This window comes from Desulfamplus magnetovallimortis, assembly GCF_900170035.1.
GTDB lineage: Bacteria > Desulfobacterota > Desulfobacteria > Desulfobacterales > Desulfobacteraceae > Desulfamplus > Desulfamplus magnetovallimortis.
In genome coordinates this window covers 1-21,132 of sequence record NZ_LT828540.1, presented here as the reverse complement: position 1 = coordinate 21,132, position 21,132 = coordinate 1, and the positions used below count along the sequence as shown (strand labels likewise).

Here is a 21,132-nt window from a genome sequence, read left to right as displayed (position 1 = left end):
ATAATTATCAAGTTTAGGTTTTTCCACCATTTCCGTCATATCCGGTATTGACCATGAGTATTTCACACAGCACCCGACACCGAATCAGAAAATGTGAGTAATGCCCACCCGTGTGGGCAAAAAATCTTATGTCATTTATCAAATTCTGTTTATATTTTCAATCATTTTTATTTATCAGCCAATGGGACTTAGGAATTGATTTTAATAACTTGCCCATTCATCTCACCTCCAGCCACCTCTTACAGTCTTACGATGGGGAGCTTGGGTAAGTTAATTAAACCCAATTACTTAAGTAGCAGCTCAAATCTGATTCTATAAATTTCCAGATAAACGCCTCAATACAACAAGCCTGTCATGTCCGGCATAATCTTTTATAAAAGATGGAGGAGCATAACATCTAAAGCCCATAACTTCAGCCTCCATCTGTTTACGCTGATCAGACCCCATCTCCATGAGAAGATAGCCATCTTCTTTCAGATAATTTACAGCAAATGCCAGAATCCGGCGGAATGAATCAAAACCATCATGCCCCCCATCAAGTGCAGACAAAGGTTCATGATCACGGATTTCAGGTTGAAGCGTCGCTATATCTTTGGAGGGAATATATGGAGGATTAGAGACGATAATATCGAATTTAAAGCCCGGACGTACACTTTCCAACCAAGATGATACCCAAAAATTGATTAAGGAGAAATCCTTTTTTGTGTCATCATCAGAGGAAAGGCAATTGTGAACATAATTTTGCCTGGCTATCTCGACAGCGGCCATGGAAATATCAGACGCAAAAAAAGAGTGCCCGGGGCAAGTCATGGAAAGAGATACAATCACAGCACCTGAGCCGGTTCCAAGATCAAGGATATTCATTTTACGCCCATCTTTCTCCAAATCCCTGATATATTCTACGGTCTGTTCCACAAGAGTTTCTGTATCTGGTCTTGGAATCAATACATATGGTGACACCATAAATTGACCATTCCAGAAACCTCTCTCACCTGTTATATATGCAACAGGCTCCCTGTCATTGACCCTGCGCTTTATCAATTCTTTGTATGCGGCAAGCTCGTCAGGATTGAGAGGCCTGTCAAACTGAAGATAAAGATCAAGACGACGGATATCAAGAACATGAGAAAGGAGAATCTCAGCAGTTAATCTGGGGCTGTCAACATTTAGCTTTTTAAAATATCCCTCTGACCACTGCAACACCTTCACTATTGTCCACAAGGTATTGCCTGAGGTGTTTGTCCTGCCGGAAGACATGAGTGCTAATGGGATTCCTTTAATAACTGTGCCTGATAATGAGTTTTAAGCTCGTCCACAATTTCCTGAATATCTCCGGCCATTATAGTATCAAGCCTGTAGAGGGTAAGCCCTATACGGTGATCAGTCATTCGTCCCTGGGGATAATTGTATGTACGGATTCTGCCACTTCTGTCTCCTGACCCCACCTGATCCTTACGTTGGGCTGCTCTTTTTTCCTCCTGTTCTCTTACCATGGCATCAAGAATACGGGCTTTAAGTACTTTCATTGCCTGTATCTTGTTTTTAATCTGGGACTTTTCATCCTGACATGTTGCAACAATACCTGTGGGAAGGTGAGTCACCCTTACCGCAGAATCTGTTGTATTAACAGACTGTCCACCTGGCCCGGATGAACGAAAAACATCCACCTTGATCTCCGAAGGATTGATGTCAAGCTCAACATCTTCAGCCTCTGGAAGAACCGCAACTGTTACAGCCGATGTATGAACACGCCCCTGAGCTTCTGTTTCAGGTACCCTTTGAACCCTGTGGATACCGCTTTCAAATTTAAAGCTGCTGAAAGCACCCTTACCCCTGATCATGGCAACAACTTCCTTAAAGCCTCCTGCACTGGATTCACTGCTCTCAATGACTTCAACAACCCATTGCCTTGACTCAGCGTACCTTGAATACATCCTGAAAAGATCAGCAGCAAAAAGTCCGGCCTCTTCCCCTCCGGTACCGGCGCGTATTTCAAGAATAACATTCTTGTCATCACGGGGATCCTTTGGCATCAGAAGAAATTTCAGTGAAGATGTAAGAGCATCCTGCTTTTCTTCAAGCAGATCCAGTTCATCCCGGGCCATCTCCCGAATATCGGCATCACTGTCCTTAAGCATCTCCTTTGCATCAGCAATCTGCTGATAAACATCCTGGTACTCCCTGAAAGTTGCCACAATTTTATTGAGTTCACCATGCTCTTTCAAATATTTTTGATACTTGGTTTGATCTCCCATGACGGCGGGATCGCTCAAAAGCTGCTCAAGCTTGATGAAACGCTCTTCAATACCTTTTAGTTTAGTTATCATGATCCCGGAACTCAAAAGGGAAACAAGCCTTATAAAGACTAGTTTCCCCCATAGTTAAATGTTTGTATCTACTTTTGTGCTGTGGCCAGAGTGTCAAATCCTGCATATTTCTTTCTGAAACGATCAATTCTTCCAGCAGTATCAACAAGTTTCTGTTTGCCGGTGAAAAATGGATGGCATTTAGCACAAATTTCAACTTTGATATTCTCTTTAGTGGAACCTACTTCCAACACATTACCACATGCACAAGATGCAGTTGTTTTCTTAAATTCCGGATGGATATCTTTTTTCATACTGTTTTTAAACTCCTACGCTTTTTTTAAACAACCATGGCCTTATTGAGACCATTCCGAATAGTGAAAACACCCCCTTAATAATAGAGACAAACAGATTACAACAAAAGAGGGGGCTTCAATGTAAATAAATAATCATGAATTCATTGAATCAAGAAATTCTTTATTATGCTCTGTTCCTTCCATTTTTTCAAGCAAAAATGACATACTGTCAACAGAATTCAGACTTGAAAGAAGTTTTCTTAAAATCCAGACCCTGTTCAAGGTCATGGGATCAAGAAGCAGTTCCTCTTTTCTGGTGCCGGACTTATTTATATTTATTGCAGGAAAAATTCTTCTGTCCGCAAGCTTTCTGTCAAGAACCAGCTCCATATTGCCGGTACCTTTGAACTCTTCAAAAATCACCTCATCCATACGGCTTCCTGTATCAATAAGGGCAGTGGCAATGATGGTGAGACTGCCACCATCTTCAACATTTCTGGCAGCTCCAAAAAAACGTTTTGGCCTGTCTAAGGCATTGGAGTCAACGCCACCTGACAAAATCTTACCTGAAGGGGGCATGACAGAGTTATAGGCCCTGGCAAGACGTGTTATGCTGTCGAGCAAAATAACAACATCATGACCCTGCTCCACAATGCGTTTTGCCTTTTCAAGAACCATTTCTGCAACCTGTACATGACGTTCCGCAGGCTCATCAAAAGTTGAACTGATCACCTCGGCATCAACAGAGCGTGCCATATCAGTAACTTCCTCCGGACGCTCGTCAATAAGAAGAATCATGGGTACAATATTTTTATGGGCAGCAATCATACTGTTGGCAATATTTTTTAGAAGCATTGTTTTGCCGGAACGCGGTGGAGAAACAATCAACCCCCTCTGCCCAAAACCTATGGGAGACATCAAATCAATAATACGCATTGAATAATTATCAGGAGCTGCCTCAAGATTCATCTTCCTGTCCGGATAGAGAGGAATCAGATTATCAAACAAAATGGTTTCGGCTGCAAGCTCCGGGTTTTCAAAATTCACAGCTTCAACCTTCAAAAGAGCAAAGTATCGCTCGGAGTCCTTAGGTTGCCTTACCAGACCCGATATAGTATCTCCGGTTCTCAGGTTAAAACGGCGAATCTGGGAAGGAGAGACGTAAATATCATCAGGCCCCGGAAGATAGTTGTAATCAGGAGCACGCAGAAACCCAAAACCGTCCGGTAATATTTCAAGGGTACCTTCACCATAAATCTGTCCACTCTCTTCAATGGCTGCCTGCAGGATGGCAAAAATTAGCTCTTGCTTCTTTACCCCACCTACTCCTTTGATTTTATACTTTTTAGCCAGCTCTGTAAGCTCGCTGATCTTCATTCCTTGCAGATTTTCAAGATTCATGAAAATACCCCGTAACTGTTATTCCAAACAGAAATTGTCAATGGATTATATTTTAATATGGATTAATTGAATGGAATGGATAAACTCTGTTTTGTAGTTTCCTGGCATATTGTCACAGCAATGGAATCCTATAAAAGTCTCCATAAAAGCTTGTTTTTATAAAAGACTCTCATTTCTTCGATTGTGACTATGAATAGCAATGCGTTTTTATAAGAAAGTCCCCGTATTTCAAGGTTTTTTTCAGGGCTTTCATGCTTCGTTGTGGCAAGATGGTTTTGCCATGGCCGTTATTAGAAAGTCCCCCATCTTTTAAGGCTTTTAAGGAATTTCATGCTTCGTTGTGGCATATGAGTTTGCCATGGCCGTTTATATCGTATTGTCATGATGTTTAACAAAAACAGAACCAGAAAAATCAAATTCCGGTTCGTTGTCAGGTTAGAAAATTCGATGTGCAATGCTTTGAAGCGCGATCAGAAAGCAGATGGAATGGGGTTGAAGCAGTTCACTTTTTTTATAAAATGAGTAAAACTGAAACATGGACATAATTAATTTGTGAAAAATACAACTCTTTTTTTTTTATGTCAAGAAAAGTTGAATTAATTAAACAAAAAAATTCAGCATCTTTCATTGGCAATTTTACACTACCTGGAAAAAACAGCTATGATTGATTACGTATCAATCACCCCCCAGTATAAAATGATAGTCATTTTCACGGTAAACGGGCATGATTGCGTATCAATCATCCCCAAGTATAAAAAGAATAGTCCTTTTCATGGTAAAAAAGAGGTGAGTGCTCTGAAAAACGTAAAGCCAAGAAATAGAGCTGCCATAAAATTAATTTTCAAAACTTTCAACCCTTGACATTCTCACAGCCTTTATATAGGTATGCCTGAACAGATATAATAAGCTTGCCTTAATATAAAAATATTGGTGGATCCCAAATCCGTTGATCTAAATAAAAAAACGATTTTTCCGATTCACGGTATAACGTACATGGCGGATTACCGCCACAATCGAAGGGATGAAAGTCATTTTCAAAACAGGCTGTTACGGAGACTTTCATATAAAAAACTGTTAAGGACAGACAGTTAATATCCTGCTCCCAATTATCCTGTTGTGTATTGAAACACAACTCATTGCTATATATTAACTATAAGGAGTTATTGTATGAACATTATTTTTTTTGGTCCAAATGGAAGCGGAAAAGGTACCCAGGGTGCAATTTTAAAAGACAAATATAATATTGCACACATAGAGTCAGGAGCTATTTTCAGAGACAACATCAAAGGTGGAACAGAGCTTGGCAAACAGGCAAAAGCATATATTGACAGAGGTGATCTTGTCCCTGATGAGATAACAATTCCCATGGTACTTGACCGCCTGAAACAGGATGACTGTAAGGGAGGATGGCTGCTTGACGGTTTTCCAAGAAACAAAATACAGGCTGAGAAACTTGACGCATCCCTTAAGGAAGCCGGAATGAAGCTCAACTATGTAATTGAAATGATTCTTGACAGACAGATTGCAAAGGACAGAATCATGGGGCGTCGCCTATGCGAAAACGACAATAACCATCCTAACAACATCTTTATTGATGCCATAAAACCCGATGGAGACAAGTGCAGGGTATGCGGTGGTGCACTTACAACCCGCGCTGATGATCAGGATGAGTCTGCGATAGATAAACGTCACTCCATCTATTACAACACAGAAGACGGAACACTTGCCTCTGCCTATTACTTCCGTGATCTGACTGAAAAAGATGACACCATAAAATATGTTACCCTTGAAGGCAAAAACGACCTCAAGAGTGTTACTGACGAGCTTATTTCAAAACTGTAAATCATATCCATACAATCGAATATTTCATCTGTAATTTATTGATTTTATTGATATTAATAAATATGGGCAAAATCAAACATACAAGCCTGTTTTTTATCTTTAAATAACAGTATTTAAATAACAGTGTGGAAATACTTAACAATTAACCTCACCCCCCAGCTCTTCATGAATGGAGAGGGGGGCGTTCGGGTAAGTTAATTAGACCATATTAAGATATTAAAAAATGGCATGATTCATGAACACTTTACACTGTCTGAATAGGATTCCCACGATTAACAGGATAAGGCATGATTATCTATCCAGAACATCACTTTTATCCTGGTTATCCTGATTCAGACAAATTCCGCAACTGCAAAAAATCAATAATATGTCGATTTGGAGTATATCTTCTTGGCTTCGTTATTTTTTTCTTGATCAAACAGCACACTCCTGATATAAGAAAAATTTATTAAAATAAACTGTCAGCATGAATGACGGGCAAGAAAGGGGCGATGCATTTGAAGGAAATTACAGTCAAGGTTATTGACAACGACGTTGAAAAGGCCATGAAAATTCTGAAAAAAAAGATTCAGAATGACGGCCTGTTCAAACGTCTTAAATTGAAAAAAAATTTTGAAAAACCAAGTCAGTACAGACGCCGCAAGATGCGGGAAGCTATGAGAAGACAGCGTATTGCAGCTTCCAGAAGAAAATAGCAATTAAACACTCGCTAAATTTGAAATCAAGCGGCAAGCGCAAAAAAGTATCATTGAATAAAAACCCGGTTTGTATTCTTATAAGACGAATATAATCCGGGTTTTTTTACGCCTTACCAAAAAAAACTCTTCTCACTTGAATTAATAAACTTACATGGCGAATGCCCGCATCAATCAGAGGAATGCAAGTCTTTTTTGAACTCCGCTTTAAACTTTCCGAAATATCATGGCCGTTTTTCGGGGATTTCAATCCAGAAAGCGTAAAGTACTTTTGGGATAAAACGAAGGATTCCAAAAGTAAATACCATTAACTATGTTATACAACTTTTAACTATTTTATACATAACTTTTAAAAATAATGAACAAATCACCTCTATCATATAAAGAATGCCTCACAGAGATGTTTGCTCTGGGGCGTTTCGGCATTAAACTTGAACTTGATACTGTCAAAGCCATTTTGAAGAAACTTGGCTCTCCTGAAGAAAAAATTAAAACAATCCATATTGCAGGCACAAACGGCAAAGGTTCAATTGCGTCTTACATATCCTCTATTCTTATACATTCAGGGTTTGATACAGGTCTTTACACATCCCCTCACCTTGTAAAGTTCAACGAACGTTTTACAATCAATAAAACAATGATTTCTGATGATGATGTTGTAGAATCCTACCTTGCTGTAAAAACGGCAGATATAGGAGAAAGAAAAGCAACATTTTTTGAAATTACAACTGCCATGGCTTTCTATATTTTTGCAAAAAAAAATGTTGAATGGGCAGTCATTGAGACCGGCATGGGCGGACGGCTGGATGCCACAAACATTATTAATCCGGAAATTGCTATTATTTCAAATATCTCCATAGAACATACAGAATACCTTGGAGACACCATTGAAAAAATCGCTGCTGAAAAAGCAGGCATCATAAAACCGGCAGTACCTGTTATAACAGGAGTTTCAGAAGAGCCTGCGCTTTCGGTTATCCGAAATAGTGCAAAAACAAACAGTGCACCTTTTTACAGGCTGGGAAGAGATTTTTCTGTCACCCTTACAAATCTCCCCTTGCCTGATACCAATACCCAATTATCTGATCTCCCTGATTTGAGCTGCAGTGATTCAAAATCAGCTCCCAATATATCAAGATTCAATTACAAGGGAATCAATGCAAACTGGGAAAATCTGAAATTAACACTTCCTGGTCTCCATCAAGTTGACAATGCTTCCCTTGCCCTTGCAGCATGTGAACTGCTTATAAAAAAACAAAAAAGCATCAGATATCCAGAATCCAATACCTCATCAGACTCACTTCTGCAATCACGAAAAATTACAGAAGGTAGTATAAGAAAAGGGCTTTTGACCACATCATGGCCAGGTCGCCTTGAATATATCTTGAAAAACCCCACAGTTATCATTGATGGTGCTCATAATCTTCAGGCTGCAGAAAATCTTGGTCATTACCTCAAGACTAAAAAGCTTAACTCATCACAATCAACAAAGAGTCACCAACAGGAAAAGGTTGCAGAACCAAAATATATTATGATTTTAGGTATTCTTGATGATAAGCCCTACAAGGCTATGCTAAAACATCTATTACCTGTGGCAGACAGCGTTATTTTTACCAAAGCTCAAATCAACAGAAGCCTTGAACCAGAGACTCTAAAGGAATTTGCAAAGACAATATCCAACGCACATATGGAAATAATCAGGGATGTGGGATCAGCCGTAGCACATGCACTGAAAACCGCAGACACATCAGACACTATATGTATTGCAGGTTCTCTTTATGTCGCAGGAGAGGCACGAGATAAAATTGACAAAGATTTTCGGCATCCTTTGAATACATCGTAAAGCAGTTAAGACTGTTTACTGCATAAGTAGTTCTCATTTTTACAGCATTCCAGATTAATAAAAAAATACCTTGATTCTTTTTTGTGTAATAGATAAAAGAGGCTTTTAATAGCTCCCATGGCAAAATATTTTGCCACAACAAAGCATGAAAGCATATTATAACGGCCATGGCAGACCCATTTGCCACAACGAAGCATGAAAGTATTTATATATCAATATGTTATGGAGACTTTCTGACAAATCATCTTCTAACAAATCACCATGATTGCAAGGGCATCACAACTAATCTTGAAAGTCCTTTAAAAACAAGAATTTATAAGTACTTTCTAATATAAAACCATTCAAACAATCCATAAAGGAACATATCAGTGAACTTTGTCGTTCATTGAAGACAACTCATGCGCCCGTAGCCCAGTGGATAAGGCGTCAGCCTCCGAAGCTGAAGATCGCTGGTTCGATTCCAGCCGGGCGCACCACCATCCCATCATGCAAAGCAAACTTAGAATTGGAATTATAAGCTACCGCAGCAACCCCCATTGCGGCGGTCAGGGTGTTTATGTAAGGAACCTGAGCAGACGCCTTGCAGACTTAGGACACAGAGTAGAGGTTATAGCAGGCCCTCCTGATCCTCAACTTAATGGCAATGTAAAACTTACAAAGATTAAGACCCTTGACCTGTATAATCCCGAAGCGCTCTTCAGAACTCCAAACCTCCATGAACTCGAAGATCCTGTCAATCTGATTGAGTGGTTAGGTGTCTCTACAATGGGCTATCCTGAACCCCTTACATTTGGCATGAGAGCGAAGAGATACCTTAAAGATAAATTTCAAAAATATGACATTATCCATGATAACCAATGTCTTGCTTATGGTATTTTATCACTATCAAAACATCTGCCTGTAACTGCCACAATACACCACCCCATGACAGTTGATCGCAGGATTGCTCTTAAGAGCACGCGGTCACCCTACCGGAAATTCCAGCAGCTCCGATGGTACTCATTCATAGGAATGCAGAAATATGTAGCGAGAAGATTACCAAAACTGATTACTGTTTCTGACTTTTCCAGACAGGATATATCCAAAGAATTTTCCATTCCTTACAACAGATTTACAACGATCCCCAACGGCATCAACACAGAGCTATTTCATCCATTGGAGCATATAACACGGAAAGAACACAGACTTATTGTAACCAACAGCGCTGATACCCCATTGAAAGGGCTTTACTATCTTCTCCACGCAGTTAAACTAATGGAGATGGAAAAACGACCCATAAAACTTGTTGTCATTGGCTCTCCTAAAAAAAACGGAGGCATTGAAAAAGTTATTAAGCGTCTTGCCCTGGGACATCTTATTGAATTTACGGGCAGAATTGACAACAAAAGATTTGTGGAGGAGTATGCAAAGGCAACAATTGCTGTTGTGCCTTCACTTTATGAGGGATTTGGCTTGCCGGTGGGTGAAGCAATGGCCTGTCGTATTCCGGTTATCTGTACTACTGGCGGAGCTCTGCCTGAAGTTGCAGGAAATGCCGCAAAAATTGTACCTTCAGCTAATGCAAAAGCCTTGAAAGATGCAATTGTCAGACTTCTTGATGATCCCTCTGAGAGGGAACGAATGGCACAGGCAGGTTATGATCGGGTAATGAACAATTACACTTGGGAAATGACTGCATTAAAAACTGCCAATGCCTACAGAGAGGTCATTCGTGATTACCGTTGATTTTAATCGTCTTGGGATCAAACCAGGATACCGGATTCTTGATATTGGATGCGGAGAAGGTCGTCACACAGCAAAAGCGTGGGAGTTCCCTGGAACCGTGTGTATTGGAGCAGATATGTCCCATGGAGATTTACTGATATCTTCTGAAAAACTGAAACACCACGAAGAGTTCATGGAAAATATCAGGTGCCGCAACACACCCCGGAGAGACACGCTTCACAAAGTACCACAAAATAAAACTGAAGCAACCTTTCAAACATCAAAACGTTCATCCACATGGGCGCTTTCTGCCGCAGATATCACATGCCTTCCCTTTTCAGACAACAGCTTTGATGTTGTTATATGCTCTGAGGTAATGGAACACATCCATGGAGAGTATGATGCACTGATGGAGTTAAAAAGAGTTCTTAAAAAAGGCGGCATGATGGCACTGAGTATTCCAAGGTACTGGCCTGAAAAAATCTGCTGGAATCTTTCCCGTGAATACAGTAACTCACCAGGCGGGCACATTCGTATATACCGAAAAAAAGAACTTGAAAAAAAAGTAATCAATGCCGGCTTCATACCTTCAGGCAAACACCATTATGCACACAGCCTTCATTCCGCCTACTGGTGGCTCAAATGCCTGGTGGGATTAAGCAATACAGATTCAATAGCTGTAAATGCATATCACTCAATACTTGTCTGGGATCTTATGAAAAAACCCTTTATCACCCGTTTCACAGAAAAATTATTAAATCCTTTGATGGGTAAAAGCATTGTGTTTTATTTTAGCAAGTAGTGTATTGTCAAAGCTAAAAATTAGGGTTCGTTTAATTGTAGAGACAAGGCATGCCTTGTCTCTACGTTGCAGATAATCCTAAAATTAAGTCTTGACGGTGCAGTAGTTATCCTGACAAAGAACAACCTTCTGTTACCTGTTTGTTTTTCGACAATTTTCATATCATACCAAAGTAACTTTACACTTTCCGGATTCAAATGCCTGAAAAATGGCTACGCTGTTCCTGAAAGTGTAAAGTTAGAAATGAATGTCCCTATTTTTCTGATCTTTTGTTGGAAATCAAAGCACCTACCCCCGCTAATAAAGAAGCAATAACAAAAAAGATAAAATGGTCTGCATTACCGTTCCTCTGACCATTGACGGAATCAATAAAACAGGTTGAACTGCTGTCATTATCAGCTTCTTTAACTGAAAAAATTGTTTCATCAACTTCCGTTGCCACCATCTTATGAGCCTTTGTCATAGGATGAATGTTATCCCAAAAAACATAATCCTCAGCATCTCCATTCACATTGCCAGTTTTATTACCTTCTGCATCAATTTCCATGTAAGTATCTGTCACATTTACAAAAACACCACTGTCTATCATTTCAGTAAAATAAGTAAAAACATCAAATGAATATATTGTTATACCTTCCAGACTTGCTTCAAGATTTTTAACTGCTGCATCGAGAGAGGCATTGTATGATTGAACAAGCTGTGTCACCGAGGCTATTACTTCAGGGCTTCTTTTATTATATGCTGGAGTTTTGCCTATATCCGGCAAATTCAATATAAGAAAATTTGTTGCCCCCTGTGAATAAAGAGTTACCACTGCATCTTTAATACCAGTCATGGCTTCTGTTATCATAACAAAGGGTTCTGTGGTATCCAATTCTCCTCTGCCAAATTCCAACAAATTATTTCCACCAATCCATATAGTGAACAATGTCTCTTCAGGGTCAAACTCTGGAACAGAAGCAACATACATGTCAGCCTGCCCAACAAGTCCAAGATTTGGGAGTGTTCCATTATCAGAAAGCATCTGTACGGCTTCGCTTTCATGGCCTTGAGTCATTGCACCGGCAATTGCATTGTTATCTAATTCAGCACCCCATATGTCAGCAAGATATTCCACCCAGACATCGCCGTCAGACCAGACATCAGGGGCACCGTTGGGATTAGCCACAGGATCATATGGTCCAAGATATGCCTGTAATCCATAATGATCTGTAAGACTATCTCCAAATGCTACGATATTTCCATAAATACGAGCATGTGCAGTGGTGGTGAACAGGAAAAGTATTGAGAAAAGCCCTACAACCAAAGTGATTTTTGTTGATCTTCTTTCATTTTTAACCATTTAACAGCTCCTTTAAATTTCTGTTTTTTCATGATTATACAAAATAAGGCTAAACAGACATGGCTGCGATGCAGCTATCCCCTAATATGAAAACTTGTAGCCATTTCCACGGTAAAACAAGACCTTACATGAATAAAGAACCTCGCATAAAGCATATCTCGTCAATCACATAGTCTCCCAGTGACTACCAAACATAGTCTTTTTAAATTCAACTGAGATCCTCATAAGTCCTAACATCTCAAATCCACCACCACATATTGTACTTTCAATTCTCTGAAAAATACTATCTGTGGTCTCCATTAGAGAACTTATGACTGACGAGCGATATTTTAAGAGCCAAATAGTTTTTAAACAGGCTCTAAAGGTACCTGAAATGCTGTATCAGAATCATTTTTTTTAAAAACTTGACATTTAAAATAATCTTCAATATCAAACTCAAATCCATGTTCATTTATTTAACTGAAAATCAGGAACTTTACCATGAATTTTTTAAAAATACTGATTATATTATCGATTTTTATTTTTCTTTCCGGATGTGTACTCACAAAAATTATAACAGTCCCCATGCGTGTGGGCGGTGCGGTCATTTCTGTTATTCCGGTTGCAGGCAACTCGATTCATGATGCCATTGATGAATCAGCAGCAATAATTGATGATTTGCCTCTGTAGCTTTTTCTCTGCTAATGGATACCCATCATATCTTGCAAAAGGCCCTTTTTACTTCATTGAAAAAAATTACTGAAAACAATAACAAAAGATCAGAAAATTTTAAAGCAGTCATTGAAGAGAGCCCAATCATATTAAACTTTGTGTCAGGTATCCTCACATCAACACTTATATCATTTATTGAAATATACTCTTCCAATCATCGGCTTGCATCAACAATCAATCTGCTTAACCAAGAAAGTTACACCGTTGTCCCTTACGGAAAAGCACTGCTCTCACTTTATGATCCATTTTCTGCGCTGGCCGGCTCCCTTTTTTTTGCTTTTACTGCGGGTCTTCTGATAACAATATCTTCAATAGTATGGCTTATAATGTGCAGGTTTATCTGCAACAGCCCATTGCATAAAAGAAAAATTATCTTTCTCTTACCATGGTTAATTCTCACAGTTTTACTATATTTTGATAATGAATCCGCTGCAACAAGCACTCTTTTTATTCCACTTGCCATTCTATTCATTACAAAAATTGACTTTTACGCCTCAAATAATCGCATATCACGAATAATATTTAAGCAAACATTCATTACTGTATCACAGAAAAAGCCCTTGAAAATTGAATGCAACTTTCAATTCATGCTGCTGTTTTTTATCACCATTTTTATAACCACAACAACTTACTATCTAAAATGCGACAAAAGCGTTTTTATCCGTGCAAGGGATTATATTCTTTTAGATAACAAGGCAGGGGCAACTTTAAATGAGTTTTATTACAAACACACTCTTTATGCAGCAGAAGCTATAAAAAAACCAATGCATAAACAGGTTAAAACATGCTGGATTGACCCACAGATAGCTTTTTTCCCAAAAATTAAAAAAGCACTCTCACGCCATGGATGGTTTAGTATTCAGCAAAAAGAGAAAGCCTCATTGCATGTTGAAAAACATCTTTCAAATAACAGAAAGCTCAATTCAAATGAAATTTTACTTATACATAATCATGATTTGTCATTTTGGGATGATGATCTGTTGAATCATTACACTTTTCTATATTTAATAATGACAAAAACCTTTAACTCAATACATTTAAAACTTCCAATTTTTACATCTTGTCAATATGCTTTTAAACATTCAACATCGACTCCCATCTCCATTGAAAAATTTATTGAAAAACCTTCTTTTTTTCTTGATCGGTTTTCACAAACTACTGATACACATGCAGTTATGAGAATATTATGTTTTGTTGGCCTCATAACAACAACACCACTGTTGATGCTTTTTATATCTTTTTTATTCATTGCAGCAGCCATAGATAAATCAATTGCATCTGCCCTTAATGTTTTAAAACCTTCTGCCATAACTTCACACGCTGGTAATATTTCCCTTTATATAAGCTCTGCTTTAACGGTAAGTATCTTCCTGGGGACTCTGACAATACTGTATCCTCTGAAAAACGAAAAAACAGATATAACTATGGCTAAACTTATCATACATAAAAATGAAATATTCAGGATAGAAGCCCTTCGCAGGCTTTATAGTCAAAACAGGCAAGATATAAAAAAACAGATGGATGTTTATGAGAAAAGTACTATTTTTACTGACAATGAGCAAACCAATGCCGAAAAATACTGGTTGGCTAAAAATATGGGCAAAGCAGGAGTTATAAAAAATATTCCATATCTTGAAAAAATGAGCTATGATACGTCAATTAATGTTCAATGCAGTACAATTGAAGCAATTGCACATATTATAAAAAGAGAACTTAAAACGAAAACAAAGAGTTGTACCAAAAATCAGGCACATAAACACTATTCAGGGTTATGGCTTTCAAAATTTCTGGAAAAAAAAATTATTACAAGTCATGACTGGTATGTACAGTGGTATGCCTACCAATCTTTAAACAAGATTAGAAACTGGTGAACCTTCAAAACCGCAAGTATTGAAAGTCATTAAACTGTAACCTACTGAAATATTTAACTTTGCTAAGCAATAGGGTTTAATTAACTTTAACTTACCCAAACTCCCCCTTGCAAGTCTGTAAAATGTGGCTGGGGCGAGTTGAATGGACAAGTTGTTAAAAATCAATTCCTAAACAATCAAATTAGATGTAGATATATGGAAACCATAAAGACGGGAAATACAAACTGGCCGGAAAATGACAGAATAAAAATCTCATTTGGGGAGCTTTTAACTGCATTGGCAATAATTTTTTTATCAGAAGCCTTTGCACCTTTTCTTGGAAAACTCTTCTCACACATGGGAACGCTACTTCTAATAAGGCTTTTTGAAATTACAGGGATACTTTATCTTTTAAACTACTGGATAGCTTCACGCAGAAAATCAACAATTGAAAAAAATAATCTCTCCACTCCTTCTGACTCTTCTTCCAGAGCTTTTATTAGAAAGTCCCTGTCTTTTAAGGCTCTAAATGACTTTCATGCTTCGTTGTTGCAGATGAATCTGCCATGGCCGTTATATTTAACAAGTAAACGCTCATGGCCGGATGCAATACCGGCCACCCCCGAACATGAAAACCGGGTCTGTTTTCACGGTAAAAAAAATTTTAGTTTAAAAGATAAAAATACTATATTTAATTCAATTTTTTCAATTAACAACGTTAAAAAAGGTATAAAATATGGAATACTCTGGTCAATATGCTTTTCAGGAATGACTCTTGTGGCAGGAATTGCTTTTCTTTTGTTAACAGGGATAAATCCATTGAAATTTATATTATTTTCAATGCCAAAGGAGAAAATGGACATCGTACTTTTTTTGGTTACAGGTGGCCTTGTCAGCCCTGTTGCAGAAGAGCTTTTTTTCAGAGGGATCCTATACTCATTTTTCAGAAAATACGGAACAGGTGTTGCGGTAGTGATAAGTACAACCCTATTTGCTTTATCTCATTTCAGTGGCGACAACATTCCTTTAGTGCAGATAACAGGCGGTTTGCTGTTTGCAATTGCATTTGAACATTCAGGTAACATAGTAGCACCCATAACAATACATATTCTTGCCAATATGGGCATTTTTTTTATTAACCTTCTGCATCAAGCCTTTTAATGCCTGAAGATTTAATTCTCAATAAAATTTTCTCTCCCTTTTTAGCTACTTTTGCATCACATGGCAGATTAAATGAAAATTGTTTTCCATGAGATGTTTTTATAAAAACCTTCCATATTGCCCCCTGAAAATAGGCATCTGTGATAATGCCCTCAATAATGTTGTTGCAGTGGTGTACTCTATTTTCTAAAACAGTTTCTTTTTCAAAAAAATCTGGGAAGGTGTTATTTTCAAGGGAATTCTTCCCAATAATAACATTCTCTCTTTTTAAACAAATTTCTCTCTTTGGTAATGCATTTTCCTGCATAATATTTTTTTCAGATACAATCTCTGCGGCATCAGGCATTATTAGCAGTGTTACAGTATCACCATCAGTTGCAATATTTTTATCTATTCTTTTTACATTTAAAGAGGGTGAGCATTTATCTAAAGAATAATCAGCAACAGAATCAAAATCCGAAAGAATATATTTGCCATCACGAATAGTTTTTCCGGTTGTAATGTTTTGAAAACCAAGAAAATCTGCAACCTGCTTGTTAACAGGGTGCTTATAAAGCCTTTCCGGTGAGTCAATCTGTGATACCTTCCCGTTATCCATGACGCAAACAAAATCTGATGCAGTAAATGCCTCTTGATGATCATGAGTAACAAGAATTGCCGTTATTCCGGTTCCATCAAGGACTTTGCATAAATCAGCCAGAAGACGCTCTCTGAGAAGCCTGTCAAGCGCTCCAAGCGGCTCATCCAGCATAATCAAATCAGGATAGGGTGCAAGGGTACGAGCAAGGGCAACTCGTTGACGTTCTCCACCTGAAAGCTCCTTGATATCCCTTCGATCATAACCTTCAAGATTAACAAGCTCAAGCATACAGGAGACTCTTTCAGCAATCTCTTTTCTTGAAAACCCCTTCATTTCAAGGCCAAAGGAGATATTCTTGAATACATTTCTGTGTGGAAAAAGCGCAAAGTCCTGAAACATCATTCCAAAATTTCTTTTATGTGGGGGAACATGAGCAATATCTTTACCTCGAAACATGACACTACCTTTGCTTGGTTTGTCAAGACCGGAGATTATTCTTAAAAGGGTTGTTTTACCACAGCCTGAAGGGCCAAGCAGAGATACTCTTATTCCTGGCTTTTCAATGGATATAAAAATATCCTTTAAAATATCGACTTTTCCGATTCTAAAAGAGATATTATTAATTTCAAGTTCTGTTTCCATTGGTCAGAACCCCTCATGCCCTACAGTGTCTCTGAATCTTTCAATAAAGATAAATCCTGCAGCAGTTACAAGCATTAAAAGAGAAGAAGCTGCCATTGCCTGGCCTTGATTAAGCGAACCTGGATGGCCCAAAAATTTATAAATTGTCACAGGAATAGTGGTATATTCAGGTCGAGCTGCAAATATGGTGGCACCAAACTCGCCAAGGCTAACAGTAAAAGCAAAAACTGCACCAACAGAAAGTGCCCGGGCTATAACAGGTAATTCAATATGCATCCAGACACTTAAAGGAGAAGCACCCAAAAGAGCAGCAGACTCTTTTATGGATGCCGGAATTGATCTCAATACCGGTAAAAGAGATCTTACAACAAATGGAAAGGCAACAAGGGTATGAATAATTGGAATAAGCATTGGGGATGTTCTAAAGTTTAATGGAGGCTTATCCAAAGTTATTATAATTCCAAAGCCAAGGGTAACAGCTGAAGTAGAAAGAGGCAGCATAAAAAGAGGATCTAGAATATTAGCTATTTTCTCTCCGGAAGTTCTGATGGTATATACAGCGCAAACCCCTATGATAATAGCCATGACAAGTGCAGAACACGCAAACAAAAGTGAATTTACAATGGCATTCAATGGAGAAATATAAAAAATGGAACCCGAAGTATTTAAAAAAAGCTCACTATAGTACAAAAATGATATTGAACCTTTATACCATATTGATTTTATCAAAAGCGCCATAATAGGAATCATAAAAAAAAATATAACAAAAAGGACTACACAAAATACTGAACATTTTTCAAATGTTGATTCAGGTTTTTTCAGTGAAAATTTTTCTGATTCCGGAGAAAACGTAGTATTTTTTTTCTGAAGAGATGTATATATCCACATCATAAAAAAAGTGAACAGAATCTGAAACAATGACAGTGCTGAAGCAACAGGAAGATTAAAAAGATGGGCTGCCTGGCGGTAAATTTCCACTTCAAGTGTTGTAAATGAAGGGCCACCAAGTACCATAATTACTCCAAAACTTGCAAAACAAAAAATAAACACAAGTATTGATGATGCAAAAACCGCTGGTGCCAGCATCGGAAGGGTCACCTTAATAAATATCTTTAAAGGGTTAGCTCCAAGCATTGAAGCTGCCATGGGCAGGGTTCTTCCCATGGATGACCAGAACCCTGAAGTTATCCTTAAAACAACTGAGAAGTTAAAAAACATGTGTGCCAGCAAAATCATTCCAAGCGAACCATCCATATGAAAAAAACCCAAAACGCCTTTGCTACCCATAAGTGCCTGAAATGCTGCAGCCACGACAATGGTTGGAAGAACAAAAGGAAGTGTTGAGATTGCCATAACAGCTTTTCTACCCTTGAAATCAAAATTTCCGGTAACCCAGGCACATGGCAACGCAATCACAAGAGTCAAGATTGTTGAAATGGTAGCTTGCCACAGGGTAAACCAGAAAATTCCGGCCATTCTGGATGAATTCAAAATCTTTAGAAGAGTTGTTGCAGAAAAGTTACCCTGATCGAAAAAACTTCTAATAAATATGCCTGTCAGGGGATAGAAATAAAAGAGCACAAGAAAAGTCAAAGGTATAAACCCTGCCAATATCGCAGGACGCCTTGGAAAGTATTTTGCAAATATTTCAGGCAACAATATTAGAACCCGATTTTTGTTCAAAGGACGAGCTCTGTCCATTTTTCAATCCACATTTCTCTTTTTTCGCTGATCTCATCATAAGGTAATAGGGCAGGCTCTTTTGTAATATGAGCATGTTTTTTGAAAACATCAGGCAATATAGCACTATTGTTGGCCGGAAAAACAAACATCTGAAGAGGAATATCTTCCTGAAACCTCCTGGAAAGGAGAAAATCCATAAGTTTTTTTGCCAGATTATGATGCTTTGTCCCCTTCAAGATACCTGCAAATTCAATCTGCCTAAAAGCAGAACCATGTGATGTTACGACATCTGTGGGAGCTTCCTCCAGATTTTTTTCGGCAAAGTGCACCTCTGCCGCTGGGCTTGAGGCATAGCTTACAACAATTGGCCGATCTCCATCTGATGCAGCACTGAATTTGCCCCAATAAGCATCTTTCCAACCGTTAGCAACAAGGATATCATTGACCTTTAATTTTTTCCAGAAATTAAAGGCTTCTCTCTCCCCGAACCTGCTTATGGTGGTTAAAAGAAAAGCAAGTCCCGGAGATGATGTAGCGGGATTCTGAATCACCAACAATCCTTTGTACTCAGGCTTCACAAGATCTTCCAGCATTAAAGGTGGCTGTATGTTGTGATTTGCAAACCATCTTTTATCATAATTAAGACAGACATCTCCAAAATCCACAGGCAAAAGTCTATACTCCGGATCAAGTTTGAGCTTGTCGTCCACATATTTCAGCATTGGAGACTCATATGAAATAAAAATTTCTTCTTTTAGCGATCTGCTTAAAAAAGTATTGTCAACACCATAAAAGATATCAGCAAGAGGGTTGTTTTTAGAAAGTATGGCTTTATTAAGGGCTTCTCCGGCATCACCTGCCTTCAAAAATCTTATTTTTGCATTATTTTGCACCTCAAAATCTTTTACAACCTCCTCACTAACGCTGAAACTGTCGTGAGTCATAAGGGTAACTTCTTCTATTGGCGACTCAGCAATGCCTTCAGATTTTGCAATATTTTTTTCTTCAATATTAACAACAAGATATTCAGCAGAAGAGAGTGGTGCGTCGTTTGCACTTTCAATCACTTCTTTTATATCTTGTTCATCTCTTCCGGTCATGTCAGCGGCTGCATAACAACAAACAGGCTGAATAAAAGTGGCTGCAACAAAAAAAAATAGTATCGTTATAATTATCTTTTTCACAGGCATAACTCCTTAATCAAGGCATTTATTTTATCTTTCTAAAGCATTAAGTGTAAAATGACAAATTATGGATGCATAAATAAAAAAACCATTCTCCGAATCCTGAATAAGCAGGCAGAGAATGGTTTTAATCAATATTCAATTCCTACGCCGGCATTATCCGGATCAGGTCAAGCGGTCGGGATTTACTCCCCTCTCAGCAGATATATTAGCTCCCGCATTCACTAATTTTTATAATTTAATAATTGGAAAGAAAAGAGATGTCAAGTATTGAATAAGGTTTTGTTGATATGAAGATTTCAAAATGAGAATTTTAATAGCAGATATTCAACCTTGACTTGCTTTAAAAAAATGAATAAAATCGAATTGTTAATCAATGGATATCAATATTTTCCATATTAAAATCAGCTTGAACAACAATCACTTTAAAATAAAAAAGGAGCTGTTATCATGTACGAAATCATTGCTAACCCGGAAGACTATCAACTGGATGATTTGATTAAAGGTACAGGAAATGCACAGATTGAATTTTCAGACGATGAGAGGCAAAAATGGGCAACAGAGGTAAATGAGTTCAGCCATAAACTGGTTCAGTTTTCCGAAAAATCCCAGGAGCTTTCCAAGGTACTGTCCGGAAAAGAAAAAATTATAACAACACCTGCATCACTGAAAACTTTAAAAATTCAACTTTTTACCATAAATGATGCGTTAAATAATGCGCTAAGTATCGCAAAACAACTTGAGTCAGACATTGTACCTAAATAGATTTTGAAGACTATAGGGAGATGGCTACGATTCAGTCATCTTCAAACACAACATCTTGTATCTATTTTTAGATAAATGAACATATTTTATAATTTGCTTAAAATCAACATTTGGTCTATTTATTTTACAGTTGTTGGATTTGTCTGAATCAGGATAACCAGAATAAAAAGGATGTCCAGGATAGATAATCCTGCCTTATCTTTGTTAATCCTGGGCATCCTGATTCAGAAACTATTGACAAGGCTCAAGAGGTTATAGGTGTCGGATTTGAGTATAAAGAGCTTCACACAAAAACCTGTTCATAAAAAAGCAATAAAAAAAGCCC

Annotated in this window: 17 protein-coding genes, 1 tRNA gene and 1 riboswitch; of the genes, 10 read left to right on the top strand and 8 right to left on the bottom strand. The window is 38.1% G+C overall.

Annotated elements, in window-relative coordinates:
• Positions 1 to 312: 312 nt before the first annotated feature.
• The 4 genes from prmC to rho form a co-directional block, all read right to left on the bottom strand.
• Entirely contained in the window at positions 313 to 1,257 is a 945-nt protein-coding gene (gene prmC, locus MTBBW1_RS00095; protein WP_080797525.1) for a peptide chain release factor N(5)-glutamine methyltransferase, read from the bottom strand.
• 5 nt (positions 1,258 to 1,262) lie between these two features.
• Positions 1,263 to 2,327, bottom strand: a complete 1,065-nt coding sequence (prfA, locus tag MTBBW1_RS00090; protein WP_080799593.1) for a peptide chain release factor 1 — start codon at positions 2,325 to 2,327, stop codon at positions 1,263 to 1,265.
• A gap of 68 nt (positions 2,328 to 2,395) precedes the next feature.
• A complete protein-coding gene (gene rpmE / locus MTBBW1_RS00085; RefSeq protein WP_080797524.1) occupies positions 2,396 to 2,620 on the bottom strand; it encodes a 50S ribosomal protein L31 in 225 nt (74 codons plus the stop codon).
• Between the two features lie 135 nt (positions 2,621 to 2,755).
• The gene (gene rho / locus MTBBW1_RS00080; RefSeq protein WP_080797521.1) at positions 2,756 to 4,003 is read right to left on the bottom strand and encodes a transcription termination factor Rho; all 1,248 of its coding nucleotides are present in this window, start codon (positions 4,001 to 4,003) and stop codon (positions 2,756 to 2,758) included.
• Between the two features lie 1,167 nt (positions 4,004 to 5,170).
• On the opposite strand from rho, the gene MTBBW1_RS00070 reads away from it, so the two are divergent.
• The 6 genes from MTBBW1_RS00070 to MTBBW1_RS00045 all read left to right on the top strand — a co-directional run bounded on the left by MTBBW1_RS00070 (position 5,171) and on the right by MTBBW1_RS00045 (position 10,889).
• On the top strand, positions 5,171 to 5,845 hold the full coding sequence (locus tag MTBBW1_RS00070; protein ID WP_080797518.1) for an adenylate kinase: 675 nt from the start codon (positions 5,171 to 5,173) through the stop codon (positions 5,843 to 5,845).
• A gap of 491 nt (positions 5,846 to 6,336) precedes the next feature.
• Positions 6,337 to 6,540, top strand: a complete 204-nt coding sequence (rpsU, locus tag MTBBW1_RS00065; protein WP_281255599.1) for a 30S ribosomal protein S21 — start codon at positions 6,337 to 6,339, stop codon at positions 6,538 to 6,540.
• Between the two features lie 400 nt (positions 6,541 to 6,940).
• On the top strand, positions 6,941 to 8,383 hold the full coding sequence (locus MTBBW1_RS00060; RefSeq protein WP_245809194.1) for a bifunctional folylpolyglutamate synthase/dihydrofolate synthase: 1,443 nt from the start codon (positions 6,941 to 6,943) through the stop codon (positions 8,381 to 8,383).
• Between the two features lie 400 nt (positions 8,384 to 8,783).
• Positions 8,784 to 8,859, top strand: a tRNA-Arg gene (locus MTBBW1_RS00055).
• 10 nt (positions 8,860 to 8,869) lie between these two features.
• A complete protein-coding gene (locus tag MTBBW1_RS00050; RefSeq protein WP_080797512.1) occupies positions 8,870 to 10,108 on the top strand; it encodes a glycosyltransferase family 4 protein in 1,239 nt (412 codons plus the stop codon).
• A complete protein-coding gene (locus tag MTBBW1_RS00045; protein ID WP_080797511.1) occupies positions 10,095 to 10,889 on the top strand; it encodes a class I SAM-dependent methyltransferase in 795 nt (264 codons plus the stop codon). Before MTBBW1_RS00050 ends, MTBBW1_RS00045 begins: the two co-directional genes overlap by 14 nt.
• A gap of 253 nt (positions 10,890 to 11,142) precedes the next feature.
• On the opposite strand, the gene MTBBW1_RS00040 is transcribed toward MTBBW1_RS00045, so the two are convergent.
• Positions 11,143 to 12,231, bottom strand: coding sequence for an SGNH/GDSL hydrolase family protein (locus MTBBW1_RS00040; RefSeq protein WP_080797510.1), 1,089 nt, complete (start codon positions 12,229 to 12,231; stop codon positions 11,143 to 11,145).
• A 480-nt stretch (positions 12,232 to 12,711) separates the two neighbouring features.
• Between MTBBW1_RS00040 and MTBBW1_RS00035 the strand changes: the two genes are divergently transcribed.
• From MTBBW1_RS00035 to MTBBW1_RS00025, 3 genes are all read left to right on the top strand, one after another.
• Positions 12,712 to 12,900 (top strand): DUF6726 family protein, encoded by a 189-nt coding sequence (locus MTBBW1_RS00035; RefSeq protein ID WP_080797508.1) that lies wholly within the window; start codon positions 12,712 to 12,714, stop codon positions 12,898 to 12,900.
• Between the two features lie 56 nt (positions 12,901 to 12,956).
• A complete protein-coding gene (locus MTBBW1_RS00030; protein WP_139786605.1) occupies positions 12,957 to 14,813 on the top strand; it encodes a hypothetical protein in 1,857 nt (618 codons plus the stop codon).
• A gap of 195 nt (positions 14,814 to 15,008) precedes the next feature.
• The gene (locus MTBBW1_RS00025; protein WP_080797506.1) at positions 15,009 to 15,953 is read left to right on the top strand and encodes a CPBP family intramembrane glutamic endopeptidase; all 945 of its coding nucleotides are present in this window, start codon (positions 15,009 to 15,011) and stop codon (positions 15,951 to 15,953) included.
• Here MTBBW1_RS00025 and MTBBW1_RS00020 read toward each other — a convergent pair.
• The 3 genes from MTBBW1_RS00020 to MTBBW1_RS00010 are packed head-to-tail and all read right to left on the bottom strand — an operon-like array spanning position 15,928 to position 20,042.
• Positions 15,928 to 17,175, bottom strand: a complete 1,248-nt coding sequence (locus MTBBW1_RS00020; RefSeq protein ID WP_080797504.1) for an ABC transporter ATP-binding protein — start codon at positions 17,173 to 17,175, stop codon at positions 15,928 to 15,930. The genes MTBBW1_RS00025 and MTBBW1_RS00020 overlap by 26 nt on opposite strands.
• A gap of 3 nt (positions 17,176 to 17,178) precedes the next feature.
• Positions 17,179 to 18,876, bottom strand: a complete 1,698-nt coding sequence (locus tag MTBBW1_RS00015; RefSeq protein ID WP_080797503.1) for an ABC transporter permease — start codon at positions 18,874 to 18,876, stop codon at positions 17,179 to 17,181.
• Positions 18,855 to 20,042: a thiamine ABC transporter substrate-binding protein gene (locus MTBBW1_RS00010; protein ID WP_245809193.1), complete on the bottom strand. Its 1,188-nt coding sequence runs from the start codon at positions 20,040 to 20,042 to the stop codon at positions 18,855 to 18,857. Before MTBBW1_RS00010 ends, MTBBW1_RS00015 begins: the two co-directional genes overlap by 22 nt.
• Positions 20,043 to 20,168: 126 nt before the next feature.
• Positions 20,169 to 20,271, bottom strand: a riboswitch (TPP riboswitch).
• Between the two features lie 221 nt (positions 20,272 to 20,492).
• Between MTBBW1_RS00010 and MTBBW1_RS00005 the strand changes: the two genes are divergently transcribed.
• Entirely contained in the window at positions 20,493 to 20,807 is a 315-nt protein-coding gene (locus tag MTBBW1_RS00005; protein WP_080797498.1) for a PIN domain-containing protein, read from the top strand.
• The last annotated feature ends 325 nt before the right edge of the window (positions 20,808 to 21,132 follow it).